Below are 14,529 nucleotides of genomic sequence, written 5' to 3'. Positions count from 1 at the left end.
TTTGGACTCTGATCCAACTCAGTATGCTGAATTTGGACGAATTTTACCAGTTTTTTAATCATTAAACTATTGATGCAGTTGAAAATAAACCGGAGCAGGGATCATCCTCAGGAGACCAGAACGAATTTAGGGTCTCGAGTGTTGCGCGCTTCCGCAACCAAAAGACCCGCGAGACAGAATGCCTTGTGGGCATAACCCGCTAGGGGCTATCGCCGATTCTGGCTCCCAAGTAAAACGGAGCTTTATTAGCTGGACAACGAAAAAGTATTCCCCTGATATGCGGACCGGAGCGGTGCGGATGGTGCTGGAGCATGGCGGGGAGTATCCGTCGCGCTGGGCTGCCGTGGTTTCGGTTTCCAGAAGATCGGCTGTTCGGCCCACTTCCTTAACGACTGGGTGAAGGAGGCCAAGGTCGATGGTGGCCAGCGCGCCGAGCGATGTGGCAGAGAAGCTTAAGGCTCTGGAGTGGGAGAATTGGGACTGCGGCAGGCCATTGAGATCCTACGCAAAGCCTCCCGCACACTTCGCCGAGGCGTAGCTCGACCGCCCACTGAAGCGATGTTCGCCTTTATTGGAGAACATCATGGTTGTTACGGGGTCGAGCCGATCTGTTGGGCTTGGCCAGTCGCCCCGTCCAACTAGCATGAGCATGTTGTCTAGCGGCTTGGTCCCGCGCGACCGTCGACGCCTGCCCAACGCTATGAAGCCCTTGAGGCCCAAGGTCATGCGGGTCGTTGCCGAGAACTTTTCGGTCTGTGGCGTGCAAGGTTTGGCGACAGATGCAGCGGGAAGGGGTCGATGTTGCAAGATGCACGGTGCAAAAACTTATCCTGGAGCCTCGGCCTGCGGGGGGCACTCAAAGGAAGCCAGTTCGCACCACAATCAGCGACAAGTTAGCTCCTTGCCCACTCGATCACGGCAAGCGTCAGTTTCATGCCCCTGCACCTGATCAGTTCCTGCTTTCGGACTTCACCCATGTCGCCACATGGTCCAACTTCGTTTACTTGGGCTCGCGAAAAATGCTGCGCAGTTGAGCCGAAATCATCGATGCCTCTGCCCGTCGCCTCGTCGAATGGCATGCGTAGCGGACTGCCCATGGGGCTGGCCGAGGCCGGCATTGAGCCGTCAGTGGGCAGCGATGGGGACTCTCATGACAGTGCTTTGGCAAGACCATCAACGGTTTCTGCAAGGCAGAGGCCAGCTCTCAACCCTACCCCTGGCGCGGCTATGAGATGAAGCTCGCCACTCTTTAATGGGTTCCTTGGTTCAATCACTATAGGCTGCTCGAGGCGGTTGTTGAGAGCCCGCCAACAGAAGCCAAGGTAAACTTCTACGCCACACTGGAAGATCCGGTGATGACCGCATAGGTTTAGACCAAATGGCCTCTGGCNTTAATCAGTGCGCAATCTCATGGCTCACAAATGGGAGAAAGGTGGGGGTAGGACACCGCTTACTGACCAGCGACCACTGGATGCATAGGCATTACCCCGAATTTCCACGCCAGAAGCTGAACATGGGCCCTGCCGCAGCCGAGTTGAGCATCTGCAATGGCAGATCGCACTCCAAGTCCTTCGCCTTGACTGCAGCGTCGTGGTAGATTGGGGGAGTGTGGCCACGGGCAGAACGAGACGCCTGCCGGGAAGACGCTCGCCGCTGGTGCGCAGGTCGCCCAATGCTTCCTTGATGTTCCGTTCGAGGAGCTCTGGAACAGGATCGCCAACCGGAACGCTGCGCGTCCAGCCGATACGTTCGAAATCTCACGGAATGACGTCTTCAGGTGATCACACCTATTCGAGTCTCCCACAGATGAAGAATTGGCGCTTTACGACCCGCTGGGTATCCATGCGTTCACACCCGTATAACTTCACATCAAGATAGCACACGAACCTTAGCCATGCGTGGCAGCTCTCAATTACGGTGCGTGGCGGACCTCCAAAACTGGGGGGCGGCAGTCACCCAGTTTATATTCGGGTAACTAACCAGAACGCTCACATCGTATTTTGAGGATCCAGCGTGTTCCTAGGCCCGTTAGTACAGCGACATGTGGGGTGAGGCCAGCTTAGCTAAAGTTGGGCTTCGATGACCACGCCGATGCATTACTTAACAGAAATACATGCAAGATGAGTTTCCGACTGTTTCGGAGTCGAAATGCCACTCGTAATTCCGTCAACGCTGATACTGTAACCGCGCTTAACCTGTCGCAGGCTATGATCGAATTTCAGCCCGATGGCACCATCATCACAGCCAACGAAAATTTCCTCTCGGTCATGGGATACACTCTGGCGGAAGTTCAGGGACAACCTCACAGTATTTTCCTCGACGCGGATTATGCAGCATCGGCCGAATACAAAAAGTTCTGGAGCAGGCTCGCGACAGGGAAGTACGAAAGCGCTCAGTTCCGGCGATTTGCCAAGGGCGGTACGGAAGTTTGGATCGAGGCATCCTATAACCCCCTTATCGGGGCTGACGGGCAAGTGTACCGGATTGTTAAGGTGGCACGTGATGTCACCGAGCGCCACCATGCGTCAGCAGACGCCCAAGGCCAAATTGCAGCTATTTCCCGCTCCCAAGCAGTGATCGAATTCTCACTAGACGGTACAATCCTCACCGCCAACGACAATTTTTGTAAAGCGTTGGGATACCGACTGGAGGAGATACGCGGTCAGCATCATCGTATGTTTGTTACGCCCGAAGAGGCCAAATCACCCACTTACAGCGAGTTTTGGAGCCAGCTGGCTGCCGGGGAGTTTTGGTCGGGTGAGTATCAGCGGCTTGGTAAAGATGGACGTAAAGTCTGGATACAAGCATCTTATAATCCCATTTTCGACGCCAATGGACGTCCTTATAAAGTTGTAAAATATGCCAACGACATCACACAACGTAAGGCGGCTGTAAGCGAACTGAGCGCTGTACTTGCCGTGCTCGCTGAGGGGGATCTTCGCTGTAGCCTCCAAAACGCTTTCCCGGGGGAACTTGAGCAAGTACGGCTAGCCTTCAATGACACTGTCGACCGGTTGCGTGGCATTGTTTATGAACTCCGCCAGACGTCAGGTGTGCTGCGTTCAGCTACGGGTGAGATCCTGGCTGGCGCAAACGACCTCGCCCAGCGAACCACTCGACAAGCTGCTGCAAATGAGGAGACGAGCGCCGCTGTAGAGCAGCTGTTGCAGGACGTCGCTGAGAATGCTCAACGGACCGACGCGGCACGAAGCAATGCTCGTGAAGTCGCACTAGGGGCTGCGGAAGTTGGACAGGTTATGCAACAGGCCAATTTGGCCATGGACGAAGTCAGGTCTCAAACATCGAAAATCTCGAGTGTTATCGGGTTGATCGACGACATCGCCTTCCAAACAAATTTACTAGCACTCAACGCTTCGGTTGAAGCGGCACGCGCAGGTGATGCGGGGAAAGGCTTCGCCGTGGTCGCCGTGGAGGTTCGGCGGCTTGCGCAATCAGCCGCAGGTGCATCAAAAGAAGTGAAGGGTTTGATCGAGCAATCGAACACAGCTGTCGCGCAAGGAACAAATCTCGTTGCGCTCGCCACTGAGCGTCTTGGTGCGTCGGTCAACCGCGTTCAAGAAAACGCAGACCTCATGGACGAGATTGCGCGTGTAAACGGAGAACAAGCAACAGCGCTCGCGGAGGTCAATTCTGCAGTGGGGCAGATGGAAGAGATGACTCAACACAACGCAGCTTTGGTGGAACAAACAAACGCAGCCATTGAGCAGACCGAGAGCCAGGCGAGTAGGCTAGATAGCCTGGTCGAAGTGTTCGTTGTCGATAGTTCGCGATTGGGTGTTCAGCACACCCGGGCATCTACAGACCACGCAAAACACGGCGTCCCCAGGCTCGCTGTGAGCGGATCGGCGGCTGTTTCTGCAGATTGGAATGAATTTTGAGCCACCGTGCTGAGTCATCTGACTTTGAGGGATATGACACTGTGGTGGCTAGTACTGCCAATTTCATGGGACAATGTTAGCGTGAGCCGACGATCATAATGACAGTCGTAGAACATCTCGAGTTAGATGGCGGCGTCCGCAACGGGTAGGTAGCGGACTGTCGGCTTTTGTGCTAGGTGGGTCGCAACGCCGCCCTCCTAGTTTTCCTTAATCCGCTAGGCTTTGAAGGTATTGGCCTACGTGTTGCGTCCAAAAAGCAGGCTCGAACGACAATGCGTGACCAATGGGCGCAGAAACGAAGTCTCCCTCGCCGCCTGCGGCTTTGAACTGATCTAAATTTCCCCTGCAGTCGATATCAGATATATTGGTCTTGACTGCCATGACCACAGGGACTTCACCCTTGCTGATGCGCCTCGCTTTAAGAACAGCGGATTGATGACTTCATGGTTCGGACCCCCTTTACCGGGCCATCCGATGCCTGCCGTAGGGGGCGTTGCGTGGATTGTGTCGCTAAAGGCCGTGACGAGGCTGGCTGGCCATGAGGCCAACTGCTGAGGTTCAACGACAATCGCGCAAAATCGCGTATGGACTATGTTCCTGAGGCAGTAAGACCTGGGAATGCCTGCCGGATCATAAAGCACAGGAAAGCAGCGAGAGCGAAAACGAACATCGCACCCAATAATGTTGCCTTCTTGCTGTAGCGCGGCTTCTTCATCGTCTGACGACGATAGCAAAAGCTGGCTTACGTCTCGGTGACAGGCTCCGCACCGGGCGAAACCAGTGGAAGCCCTTTGAAGACAGCAAATCCGGAAGCCTTTAGGTCTTCTGAATATCGATGAAGAAGCTGATCAGAGCAAGGCTCGGAGAGTTTCCAGTCGATGTGAGCTTGATGCTCCGGAATTGTCGTGGATTTCTCAAGATCGAGAACGAGATGCCAAAGGCCGTCACTGGAATCGATGTGCTGATAGTGGGCGAGCTTCATAGTTGCAGAATGAGTTGTTGGATGGGTGGATGTAATCGATATTGGTTACATGAAGTGGTTTTAGACTAATCCCCTTTGATGTGAGACCAACCATTCAAGTGAATGACCGAGGTCACTAAAGGCACCGCCTCCAAACAATGAGCACATTCCAAAATCTTTGGGCAATGCTCGGAAAACCAGGCAGCGCCCGGACGCCATGACGTCATAGCTGACAGATACGCGTCTATTGCGGTCACCTGTTCGCCCATCGCGAATGGCGCCGTAACCTTGGTTTCCAGCCAGAGAAAAAGCTTTTGACGATAGTGGTCGGTTGCAGACCGAAGTTCTCGTTGAGCTGACGGCGACCATCGATGCGGATAGTCACCATACGTGAACGTCGGATAGACGTTGGCCACAAGCCAAATCAGTAGCTGGTAGAACTCTTCGCGTCTTTGGGTCCCGGCGGGTGGAGCAAGGTCAGGCACTCGATCGATCAGCATCAAGGCGATCGCAGCAGTCTCGGTCATGACCTGACCACTCTTCAATACGAGCGTCGGAACCTGGGCGAGTGGATTAACGGCCAACAGTTTAGTCCGAGGAGATCCATCTTTATCAAAGCCTGTGACGTCAACAAACTCGTATTCGATCTTGGACAACGACAGCATGATCTCAACGATACCCGAGCCCCAGCCTCGCACTCCATAAAGTTTCATCATTTGCTCATCCCTATAGCGAGTTGATCAGTGGCTTTTTGGTATCCGTCCCTTCATAGCGACTGGAATTCACCTCGCGGCTGACCCGGTGAAATTCAAGCTGACTGTCGATTTGGGCATCGAGCAGAAGCGCCTTGGCCTCCTTGCCTTGGATCTCTGTGTTTAGCCACGTGCGGTAAGCCTCTGGCGGCAGGATGATCGGCATGCGATCATGAATGTCAGATATCTCAGGCACCGCCGGCGCCGTGATGATGGTGCAGCTTGTCACGCCTAAATTGTCGTTATGGGCCCATATGCCGGCGAAGCTGAAAGGCGCGCCGCCTGGCATCTGTAAAAGCCAGGGATCCTTTTTGCCGTCGATTTCCGACTTCGTCCATTCGAAGTAACCGTCTGCGGGGATCAGGCAGCGTCGCGACTTGAAGCCTTCGCGAAAAGCGCCGGACGTGTCGACGCCCTCGATGCGAGCGTTGAACATGGCGTTCTTTGGCAGCTCCTTGGCGTAAAACGGCACCAGCCACCACCGACCGCGGTCGAGCTCCATGTTCCCGGCTTTATCGAGGTGGACGAAATCCACATCCTGTGTCGGCGCGATGTTGAACCGCGGCTGCAGGTTCGACTTAACCGGGAAAAGCTCGTCAGCAAGCTTGTAGAGTGCGTGAAGCTGCGCCCAAGTCAGCTCGTTGGTGAAGCGTCCGCACATCAACCTACCTCATTAACAACGCTCATTCCTGCAGCTTTGTATAACGCAATGGCCGCGTAATTCGTTGACATGACCTTCAGATCGACCCTGCTGGCGCCCCGACGTTTGAAGGCATGGAAGATATCATTCAGGAGAGCCGTTCCGATACCGCGCCTGCGAGCTGAGGCTGCGACCGCCACATCTTTTACGAATCCCGAATCCCAAGCATGCAGAAACCCGATAACTTCGCCGGACTCGTTTTCTGCGACTGTCAGCAACGCAGGATCGAACTCTTCGTCGCTGGAGACTCCTTTCCACCAAGGGTCGACGTCGGGGACGTACCCAAGCCCGTTGCTGTAGGCACTGTGAAGAAGGAGGTGCGCTTGCAATCTGTGACGTGCTTCATCAAATCGCCCTATGTTTACGCCTGCCACCGGCAATGCAGTAAGTTCATGGTCGATAAACTTGCGCATTCGAACGATCGTCGGCGAAGCTTGTTTGGTTTTCATATTTCCCACTCGCTCTGCTGGCTTTCCCAGTCACCGCACCAGATCCCACGCTCCTCCAAGCTCATCACCACGCACACGGAGAGGCGGTAAGCTATACAATGTCAGATGCAGTCAGCGGACGTGGTTTGAGTCCGTCGATGTCTGAGATCCCGTATTCTTTGGCCAGGTGCGCCGCGACGTGCACCTTGCCAGATTTTTCCATCAACTCTGCGTCTTTCCATAGGCCGGCTATGACACGGCCAATGAACTGCGGCGACTCCGAGTTGGACAAATCAAAAAACTCAGCGGCCCGCATGACTGCTTCGGTTCGAACCAATCCAGGATATAGTGCGAGAGATGCGACGTTGTGAGCTTTCAAGTCATGCGCGAAGTCGAAAGCCATCTTATTTGTGGCCGCCTTTGCCACGCCGTAGATGGCATTGCCGTTGAACATCTCAGCCGCCCAAAAAGAGATATTGACGATCAGTCCACGTCTTTGATCGATCATAGTGGGCGCTGCCATCTTGGACACTATGAAGGCCGAGCGCAGCGCCACGTCTATCATTGAGTTCCAACGCCAGGTTGGCTGTTGCCAAAAAGGCCGAGCCCAAGTGAAGTCGTCGTTCTCCACCATGCGCTCGTAACCAGGCCATGCATTGTTCACCAAAATATCCAGCCTACGGTCGCGACAAACTTGCTCGAGAACAGCTTCGGTCTCTGCATCAATGCCATGATCGCATCGGTGCAACACTAGACGCCCCGGCAGAACTTTGGCCTCCGCGCGCAACCCTTCCAAGGAGCCGGAGCCCTGTGGATGTGCCCTAGCCTGCTCTTCCGTCATCGTCCGGCCGGTGACATGCACCGTTCCCCCTTCAGCTAATAAAGCAAGAGCAATTCCTCGGCCAATTCCGCGACTGCCACCGGTCACAAGCGCCACTACATCTTTCATTACTTTGATTTCCTAGAGAGCCCTGATAATAATTCAACTTTGGTTTTTAATAGGCCAAAGGGAGGATGATCTTTATTGCGATCCCCGATGGCGCCTCGGCCAATACACCTTGGATAGATTGCGCAACTCCGAGCAGCGGGTGTCGTTCGTTCCGCTCATACAGGAGATTGCTATGACGACTTCCTCTCGCGACCTTTTCATCACCGGCCTTCGCAATGCACATGCGATGGAAAACCAAGCGCTTTCGATAATGAAGCCACAGGCCAATCGAATCGAGACCTATCCTGAAGTCGAAGCTCAGCTGCAGCGACACATCAGGGAAACTGAAGGGCAAATTCGGCGTCTTGAGACAATCCTTGACGCCTTAGGCGAAGACAAATCGAGCCTCAAGGATCTTGCCTTGTCTCTGGCAGGAACCTTTGCCGCCGTCGGGCATACCGTTGCTCCAGACGAAATCTTAAAAAATTCCATGGCGAACTTTGCCTTCGAGAACTTTGAGATCGCCGCCTATAAGTCTCTAATCGCTCTGGCTAATGCCAGCGGCAATCAGACAGCCATTTCCGACCTCGAACTGAACCTCCAAGAAGAGATTGCCATGGCCCAATGGCTCGATGAAAACATCGCCACAGTCACGCTGAAATTCGCCGCGCTTAACGAGGCAGGCGCGACCGCTAAGAAGTAATTGGACCGAGGATTAAGACCAGCGTCCCTTATACTTCGCTGAACGACGGCCAAGGAATTCCTTAAAGAGGCTTTGGCGTCTGAAAAGTGGATAATGGTAAGGCGACGCTGTCGCCGCCCCGCAGAGGTTTGGATACCGCCTCATCGACACGGGGCGCGGATGTCTTGAGAGTAAGTGTCGGCCGCGTCATAGCCAGTTGCAAGGCTAACTCTTACTTCACCGCCGGTACCAGGCTTACGACACGTTGTCATAATTATCGGGGTGCAGGACGGATCACATGAAGCATGCTGATGCGTGCTACATTCATCCCAGGAGAAGCTGAATGCTTCAGCATTTTATCGATGCGCAGGCCGACACGTTCGCTTTGGCATTGTCAGAGTTGGAGCGAGGAAAAAAACAGGGCCATTGGATGTGGTTTACTTTTCCTCAGTTGCTAGGATTGGGGCATTCGGAAATGTCACAACGCTTCTCGCTGACGGGACTCAGCCACGCTCGAGAGTATTTTTCGCACCCTGTTCTTGGTTCCAGACTGCGTGAAGCTACGAAAGCCATCCTGAAACATCGAGGTATAAAGACTGCTTACGAAATCCTCAGCAGCCCAGATGATCTAAAATTCCGGTCATGCATGACGCTCTTTAAACACGCTGCACCTGACGAGCCCATATTTTCCGAAGTAATTCTGGAGTTCTATCGCGGCCACGAAGACCCTGAAACTCTTCGCCGGCTATTGTAGCGGAGACCTAGTGTGCAGACATGCCTGGGCCGCTGGGATGAAGGTCGAGCGGGCTCGAGCGCCTTGGTTCATTAAGCCTCAGGGTTAGCGAAAATGAGTCACATGGCAAAAAAGCGCTTCAGCTTCTGCTGAGCAGTCTGGACGTTACCGACGGTTTTCACAATGAGCACTGGATCGGGTTCCAAACGGCATTTGGCCCCGAGGACTCGCAGCTGACATGCTGTATCCTGATTAGTCTCACCTGTCTTATGTTGCTAAGCAGATATCGCTCCATCTTGTTGGTGTTGATATGAGCTTTCCCCACGTGCTCAGCCAGGCCGAAGGATCTCCTGTAACTACGAGATCGGCGTCAATCCGAGACGCCAAGACGATGGCATAGGCTATTGCTGACGTTACAGGCAGGGGCTCAAGGGAAGGCAAGTTCTCCGCTTCAATCCAGTTCTCCAATTTTGGCGGCACATCGATCGAGCCTACCGGCTGACCGTCGTCCCAATATATACGTACCGAAACTGCATCACTGGGTACTTCCGCCGCGTATCGTAGATCAGCTATCATGATGTGGCGCCAAAAGCTTTACGAAGACTACCAATAAGCAAAAGCGATTTAACGGGCTGCTGCTGCAATGTATTCGTCGCGGGCCTAAGGTCCATTGCTGCAAGTTAGGCGTACGATCTTTGCAGAAATTTCTTTCCTTAAAGGTGGTTGGCGCATCGCTCATCATGCCCATAGCTATGCAATTGATCTGCCGTGTCGGCGGATCAGGTTGAAGGCTCGCGGACGCAGCTCGAGGTGGCGCGAGAACCTAAAAGATCTCTCTACTGAAGCAGCACTCCCACTGCTTCTGCCAGCTGCTTGGACGTAAACGGTTTGGTCAAAACGCCCATATTGTCGCTCAGATCACCGTTATCGAGCACTTCCTTTTCCGCATATCCAGTAATGAATAGAACAGGGAGCTGAGGAAACCGCGATCTGATCGCATCAGCCAATTGTCTGCCGTTCATTCCATTTGGCAAACCGACGTCTGTGATCAGCATCTGGATCCTGGTCAAGCGATCCAACGCTAACATCGCTGATGGACCATCCTGTGCCTCTACAACCCTATAACCGAAGTCTTCTAGCTGTTCCGCAACCGACATCCTGACGAGGCTCTCATCGTCTACCAATAAGATCGGTAATTGCTCGACCGCCTGATAGGTTTTCTCAGACTGTTCCGCTTGAGATGGTTCTTCAAAAAGGCCCTCATAGCGCGGGATGTGCAGAGTGATGGTCGTCCCCTCTCCCAGCGTGGACGAAATTTGGGCGTTGCCACCAGACTGTCCAGCGAAGCCGTAAACCATGCTCAAGCCCAGACCAGTACCTTTGCCGATGGGCTTGGTTGTGAAGAACGGATCAAACGCTCGTGCGATGACGTCGAGTGGCATGCCGGTTCCGGTGTCTTGGACAGAGACGCGAACATAGTCCCCAATGGTCAGGCCAAGCTTCTTGGAGTCATCTGGACCGACGCTATAGTTTTGTCCGCTAATGGTGATTGCGCCACCATTTGGCATGGCATCACGCGCGTTTATGCAGAGATTGAGAAGCGCACTTTCAAGTTGGACTGCATCGATAAAAGAGCACCAGAGCTCATCATCCAGGCTGGCCTTGACAGAAATAGACGGTCCCACACTACGGGATATGAGTTCGCTCATACCCTCGATGAGGGCTCTGACATTTGTTGCCTTGGGATCCAAAGTTTGACGGCGTGAAAACGCAAGCATTCGCTGAGTGATCCCAGCGGCCCGTTTCACGGACTCCGACGCCCCAGTGATGTAGCGGCCAATTTCCGTGACCCGTCCCTGTTCGAGACGTCTGGCCATAAGCTCTAGACTACCACCCACGCCCGCAAGGATGTTGTTGAAGTCGTGAGCCAGCCCCCCTGTCAGTTGCCCCACAGCTTCCATTTTTTGGACTTGGCGAAGGCTCTCTTCCGCAGCCATGAGCTCGAGCGTCCGCTCTTCGATCATGGCCTCAAGGTTTCGGTTCAGATTTGCCAACTCAGCGACGACGCCAACTCTTTCGATATGTGCCCAAGAGCGCTCAGTCACCGCGGACACAACAGACAACTCACGTTCGGTCCAGCGTCTTGGAACCCTATCATGGATCGCCATTAAGGCCGATAGCCTTCCCTGCTTGACCAAAGGCATGCAAATTGTGGCTCGGATCCCGATCGCCTGAAAGGTCGCCGCTTCATGCGGTGCGATTTCGGTAGCATTGTCATTGATGACAAGCGGCTGCCCCGCGTTCAGCCTCTCGACCGCGAGCTCGCCAAAATCAGCCAAGCTGTAATGACCGACAATTGTGGATCCGTCTTCAGACCAGTCGCCTCTAATCGTGAAACCATCTCCGTCTTCATCCATGTCTGCGTAAGCGCAACTGGTTACGCCCAGATATTCCCCTACGAGCCGTGTGGTAAACTGAAGGATGGAGTCAGCATCTGTTATGGCGATGGTCGCCTGCCCGAGACTGTCAAGAAACCGTAATCGTTCTTCGTTTTTGCGAAGCAATGCCTCGGCTCGGGTCCTCTCGACCGCATCCCATGTGCGCTTGAGCGTTTCTTCCGCGAGGGAGATATCTTCTGGCGTCCATGACCTTGGGCTGTGATGATGCAGATAAAGCATAGCCCTGAAAATGCCGTAGCGATGAAGGGGAACCGCCAAGACTGATCGCGTTGAAATCTCAGCGAAGGCTTCCGACCGGCTTCCTACTCTTGCATCGGTGTCCACATCGTTCACCGACATGGTTTTGCCGGTCCGCAATTCAGCGATAATATCGGGGCCAAACGACTCCATACGGTGTGTTCCCGCCACGGTAGACACGGATCCATCTGTCCAGTCTCGTTCAACAGTGACGAATTGACCCGATGTGTCGATGTCACCGTAGCCTACCCTTGCCACTCGAAGCTTGCGGCCCAGGAGCATGGAAGCGCGATACATCGTCTCGGCAGAGTCGCTGCCTGACCGCAGTTCCTCATCAAGAAGAACCCGATATTCGGACAGGCGCTGGGCTTTAACCTGATTTGTGGTCTCGATGCATGAACAGAACATGCCCCCGATGGTGCCGTCGTCGTTAAATGCCGGCGAATAGGAAAATGTGTACCAAGTCTCCTCCGGAGTGCCATGACGTTCCATGACAAGGCGCATATTCTCCATCCAGCTCGCCTGACCGGCCAGCGCCCTGTCGATTAGTGGCTCAATATCTTCCCAAATTTCAGGCCAGACCTGTCTGAACGGCTGGCCCATGGCCCAAGGGTGACGCCTCCCGAGTATGGGCACATAGCCGTCATTGTAGAGAAAAGTAAGCTCAGGCCCCCAAGCCACGAACATAGGCTGGCGGGAATTCAACACGAGGTTGACCGTCGCCCTCAGTGAGCCAGGCCACTCGTCGGAGCCCCCCAGAGACGAGTAAGTTCCGATTGAACGCAGGATATCTCCGCAAGCACCACCACCAATGACCTGTCTCATGGTTACCCGCCCCCAACGCACAGGCTCTTATGACATCTCCGGAAAAAATAACGACACACGTATGTTATCGAAACACGGGAATCCCAGAGACCAAATCTGGCGGCACTGATTCAAGGACCAAAGGCATTTAGGGCAACGGTGGGATACCCATCGCTGCTTACTGCAAAGGTGGGGTGGCAAGCGCGCTTCATTGCGGGTCTAAAAGATTGTTCTTCGCAAGGTAAATCACGGAAGAAACGTGCAACACAGTGTGAAATTGGTCCCGCACACGGACCTCAAGTGCAAGCTTTTCCCCTGAATGTAGGAGCAGAAACTCTTGGGCAAGTTCGGCGAGAAATCGGCTGGCCGATTTAGGAATTTCGATTTGTGAAGAAAGTTCGGTTCCCATCGTGTCAGTATACACATTACCATTCTCGACGGTATCGAAGTAAAACCGAGGCATAAGAAATCCACATTTTGTGGTTCATCGTATCACGCTTAAGATGGAACGTTACTAAAAAGCGGTGGTAGGCTGAATTTGTGAACCAAGCGACAATCTGACCTTCGCGGGTTTGGTGGGCCTAAAAAAATTCAATTATGTTTAGAGTGCGGAAGATAACAGGCGGATATTTCGACGGTGGGAAAGGATTTGGATGATCCAGCTCAATTCCACCATCAGGTTGTTTGCACACAGGCTCTCTGGTGCGGGCGCTATTCCGGAAGCCGACATTGAGGCATTCCAGGATATCATTGGCCCCCCGATACGTTTCGATAAGCACGATCCCCTGGTCCAACAGGGTGACCGATCAGATGTTCTTTGGCTGACAGCAATTGGCTGGGCTCTAAGGCAGCGTGTTCTCCCAGACGGCCGCCGTCAGATCAGTGCCATTCTTCTACCGGGAGAGCTTACCGACAAAGGCATCATTATGCCCTTTGGCGCCACGGACTCCGTTGTCGCCGCCACCGAGCTTTGGGCTCACGCAATTGACAGAAACAGTTTCATCGCGCTGGTGGAGAACCGGCCACGTCTTGAACGGGCCCTGTTTTATGAAGAGCTCACTCGTCACGCTGTTACAAGAGAATGGCTGCTGCTTCTCGGTCAACGTAATGCGAAAGAGCGTGTCGCCTATTTCTTCTACGAAATTTTTGCTCGGCTCAGTGCGATGGGGATGCTTCACGGTAATACTTTCACACTGCCCCTTGTTCAGAGTGAAGTTGCCGACATCGTCGGCATGAGCACAGTTCACTTTAACAGGACGCTACAGCATTTTCGAAGCCTGGATTTGGTCATGACCGATGGCCAAAAAGTCACCCTGCCTCGCCCCATCGCCTTGGCAGAACTGGCAATGTTTGACGCTGAAATCATTCGGATCGCTCGCGATTTTCAGGCGCGGGCCGCAATGGTTTCTGCGAAATTGCAGTGAGATAGACCGCTCGAAAACTCCGACAACCATCCTGTGTTAGTTGAACGCTCAGAAGGTGGCCTACCCTACCCCGGCGATTCCAAGTTCCTTGCCCTAGGCCTCGGCAGCGACGCTTATGATCGCCATGGGATCAGCAATGCCGCTCTCGAACTTCTTCCTGAGCGAGTTTCAGCGTTCCGTGGCCAACCGCTCGTCGTATGACATCACGCTCCACGGCTCGTCTTCGGATGGGGGTAATCTAGCGAACGCGTTAAAAAGCAGAAGGCTGAAAACGCACAGTGCCACGATCACGGCGATCCCTGTAGCAATCATTGCACCCTTGCTATAGCGATCCGGTGGCATCATGGGGTGGCCTTCGCAGTTACACGGAGGATGCCATAGTCTAGCTTACGATTACCTGACAGCCCAACGCCTCCTGGCGTCTCCCCAAGTAACTCCGGCCAATCTAGGGGATAAAGCTAAGTAGACGCGTGGAGACCAGGGCTAAACCATGAGGGAGTCTGGGCGTCCCGAGAATTATCC

9 protein-coding genes, 2 pseudogenes and 1 other annotated feature are annotated in these 14,529 nt (G+C 53.9%); of the genes and pseudogenes, 6 read left to right on the top strand and 5 right to left on the bottom strand.

Translation table 11 applies throughout. The annotated features are described in order from the left end of the window. The first annotated feature begins 244 nt into the window (after positions 1-244). The 3 genes and pseudogenes from ASE94_RS20590 (at position 245) to ASE94_RS05690 (ending at position 3,899) form a co-directional block, all read left to right on the top strand. Positions 245-1,367: pseudogene (locus ASE94_RS20590) on the top strand (transposase). Then, positions 517-633: a sequence feature (AL1L pseudoknot), on the top strand. It overlaps the preceding pseudogene by 117 nt. An 86-nt stretch (positions 1,368-1,453) precedes the next feature. Next, positions 1,454-1,778: pseudogene (locus ASE94_RS21450) on the top strand (AAA family ATPase); the annotation flags it as partial. A 342-nt stretch (positions 1,779-2,120) separates the two neighbouring features. After that, positions 2,121-3,899, top strand: coding sequence for a methyl-accepting chemotaxis protein (locus tag ASE94_RS05690; RefSeq protein WP_062629581.1), 1,779 nt, complete (start codon positions 2,121-2,123; stop codon positions 3,897-3,899). Between the two features lie 1,047 nt (positions 3,900-4,946). Here ASE94_RS05690 and ASE94_RS05680 read toward each other — a convergent pair. From ASE94_RS05680 to ASE94_RS05665, 4 genes are all read right to left on the bottom strand, one after another. Next, positions 4,947-5,576 (bottom strand): glutathione S-transferase, encoded by a 630-nt coding sequence (locus ASE94_RS05680; protein WP_062629579.1) that lies wholly within the window; start codon positions 5,574-5,576, stop codon positions 4,947-4,949. A 10-nt stretch (positions 5,577-5,586) separates the two neighbouring features. Beyond that, positions 5,587-6,273: an SOS response-associated peptidase gene (locus ASE94_RS05675; RefSeq protein ID WP_062629578.1), complete on the bottom strand. Its 687-nt coding sequence runs from the start codon at positions 6,271-6,273 to the stop codon at positions 5,587-5,589. Continuing rightward, the gene (locus ASE94_RS05670) at positions 6,273-6,761 is read right to left on the bottom strand and encodes a GNAT family N-acetyltransferase (RefSeq protein WP_082460966.1); all 489 of its coding nucleotides are present in this window, start codon (positions 6,759-6,761) and stop codon (positions 6,273-6,275) included. The genes ASE94_RS05675 and ASE94_RS05670 overlap by 1 nt, the downstream gene beginning before the upstream one ends. Positions 6,762-6,852: 91 nt before the next feature. Next, positions 6,853-7,689, bottom strand: a complete 837-nt coding sequence (locus ASE94_RS05665) for an SDR family NAD(P)-dependent oxidoreductase (protein ID WP_062629576.1) — start codon at positions 7,687-7,689, stop codon at positions 6,853-6,855. Positions 7,690-7,861: 172 nt separating this feature from the next. Between ASE94_RS05665 and ASE94_RS05660 the strand changes: the two genes are divergently transcribed. Both ASE94_RS05660 and ASE94_RS05655 read left to right on the top strand, forming a co-directional pair. Continuing rightward, positions 7,862-8,371, top strand: coding sequence for a ferritin-like domain-containing protein (locus ASE94_RS05660; protein WP_062629575.1), 510 nt, complete (start codon positions 7,862-7,864; stop codon positions 8,369-8,371). Between the two features lie 322 nt (positions 8,372-8,693). Then, entirely contained in the window at positions 8,694-9,104 is a 411-nt protein-coding gene (locus ASE94_RS05655) for a DUF1810 domain-containing protein (RefSeq protein WP_062629574.1), read from the top strand. An 815-nt stretch (positions 9,105-9,919) separates the two neighbouring features. Here ASE94_RS05655 and ASE94_RS05650 read toward each other — a convergent pair. After that, positions 9,920-12,604 (bottom strand): GAF domain-containing protein, encoded by a 2,685-nt coding sequence (locus ASE94_RS05650; protein ID WP_082460964.1) that lies wholly within the window; start codon positions 12,602-12,604, stop codon positions 9,920-9,922. A 632-nt stretch (positions 12,605-13,236) separates the two neighbouring features. Between ASE94_RS05650 and ASE94_RS05640 the strand changes: the two genes are divergently transcribed. After that, positions 13,237-14,007 carry a Crp/Fnr family transcriptional regulator gene (locus tag ASE94_RS05640; RefSeq protein WP_062629571.1) on the top strand — a complete coding sequence of 257 codons (771 nt, stop codon included), beginning with the start codon at positions 13,237-13,239 and terminating at the stop codon, positions 14,005-14,007. Positions 14,008-14,529: the final 522 nt, after the last annotated feature.

The sequence above is a fragment of the Devosia sp. Leaf64 genome (assembly GCF_001421945.1).
Classification (GTDB): Bacteria; Pseudomonadota; Alphaproteobacteria; order Rhizobiales; family Devosiaceae; genus Devosia.
The sequence above is the reverse complement of the archived record's forward strand: the minus strand, read 5'-3'. Positions and strand labels throughout refer to the sequence as shown.

Coding starts and splice junctions, on each gene's coding strand:
- ASE94_RS05640 (WP_062629571.1), top strand. CDS start 13,237: ATGATCCAGCTCAATTCCACCATCAGGTTGTTTGCACACAGGCTCTCT.
- ASE94_RS05655 (WP_062629574.1), top strand. CDS start 8,694: ATGCTTCAGCATTTTATCGATGCGCAGGCCGACACGTTCGCTTTGGCA.
- ASE94_RS05660 (WP_062629575.1), top strand. CDS start 7,862: ATGACGACTTCCTCTCGCGACCTTTTCATCACCGGCCTTCGCAATGCA.
- ASE94_RS05665 (WP_062629576.1), bottom strand. CDS start 7,689: ATGAAAGATGTAGTGGCGCTTGTGACCGGTGGCAGTCGCGGAATTGGC.
- ASE94_RS05675 (WP_062629578.1), bottom strand. CDS start 6,273: ATGTGCGGACGCTTCACCAACGAGCTGACTTGGGCGCAGCTTCACGCA.
- ASE94_RS05650 (WP_082460964.1), bottom strand. CDS start 12,604: ATGAGACAGGTCATTGGTGGTGGTGCTTGCGGAGATATCCTGCGTTCA.
- ASE94_RS05680 (WP_062629579.1), bottom strand. CDS start 5,576: ATGATGAAACTTTATGGAGTGCGAGGCTGGGGCTCGGGTATCGTTGAG.
- ASE94_RS05690 (WP_062629581.1), top strand. CDS start 2,121: ATGAGTTTCCGACTGTTTCGGAGTCGAAATGCCACTCGTAATTCCGTC.
- ASE94_RS05670 (WP_082460966.1), bottom strand. CDS start 6,761: ATGAAAACCAAACAAGCTTCGCCGACGATCGTTCGAATGCGCAAGTTT.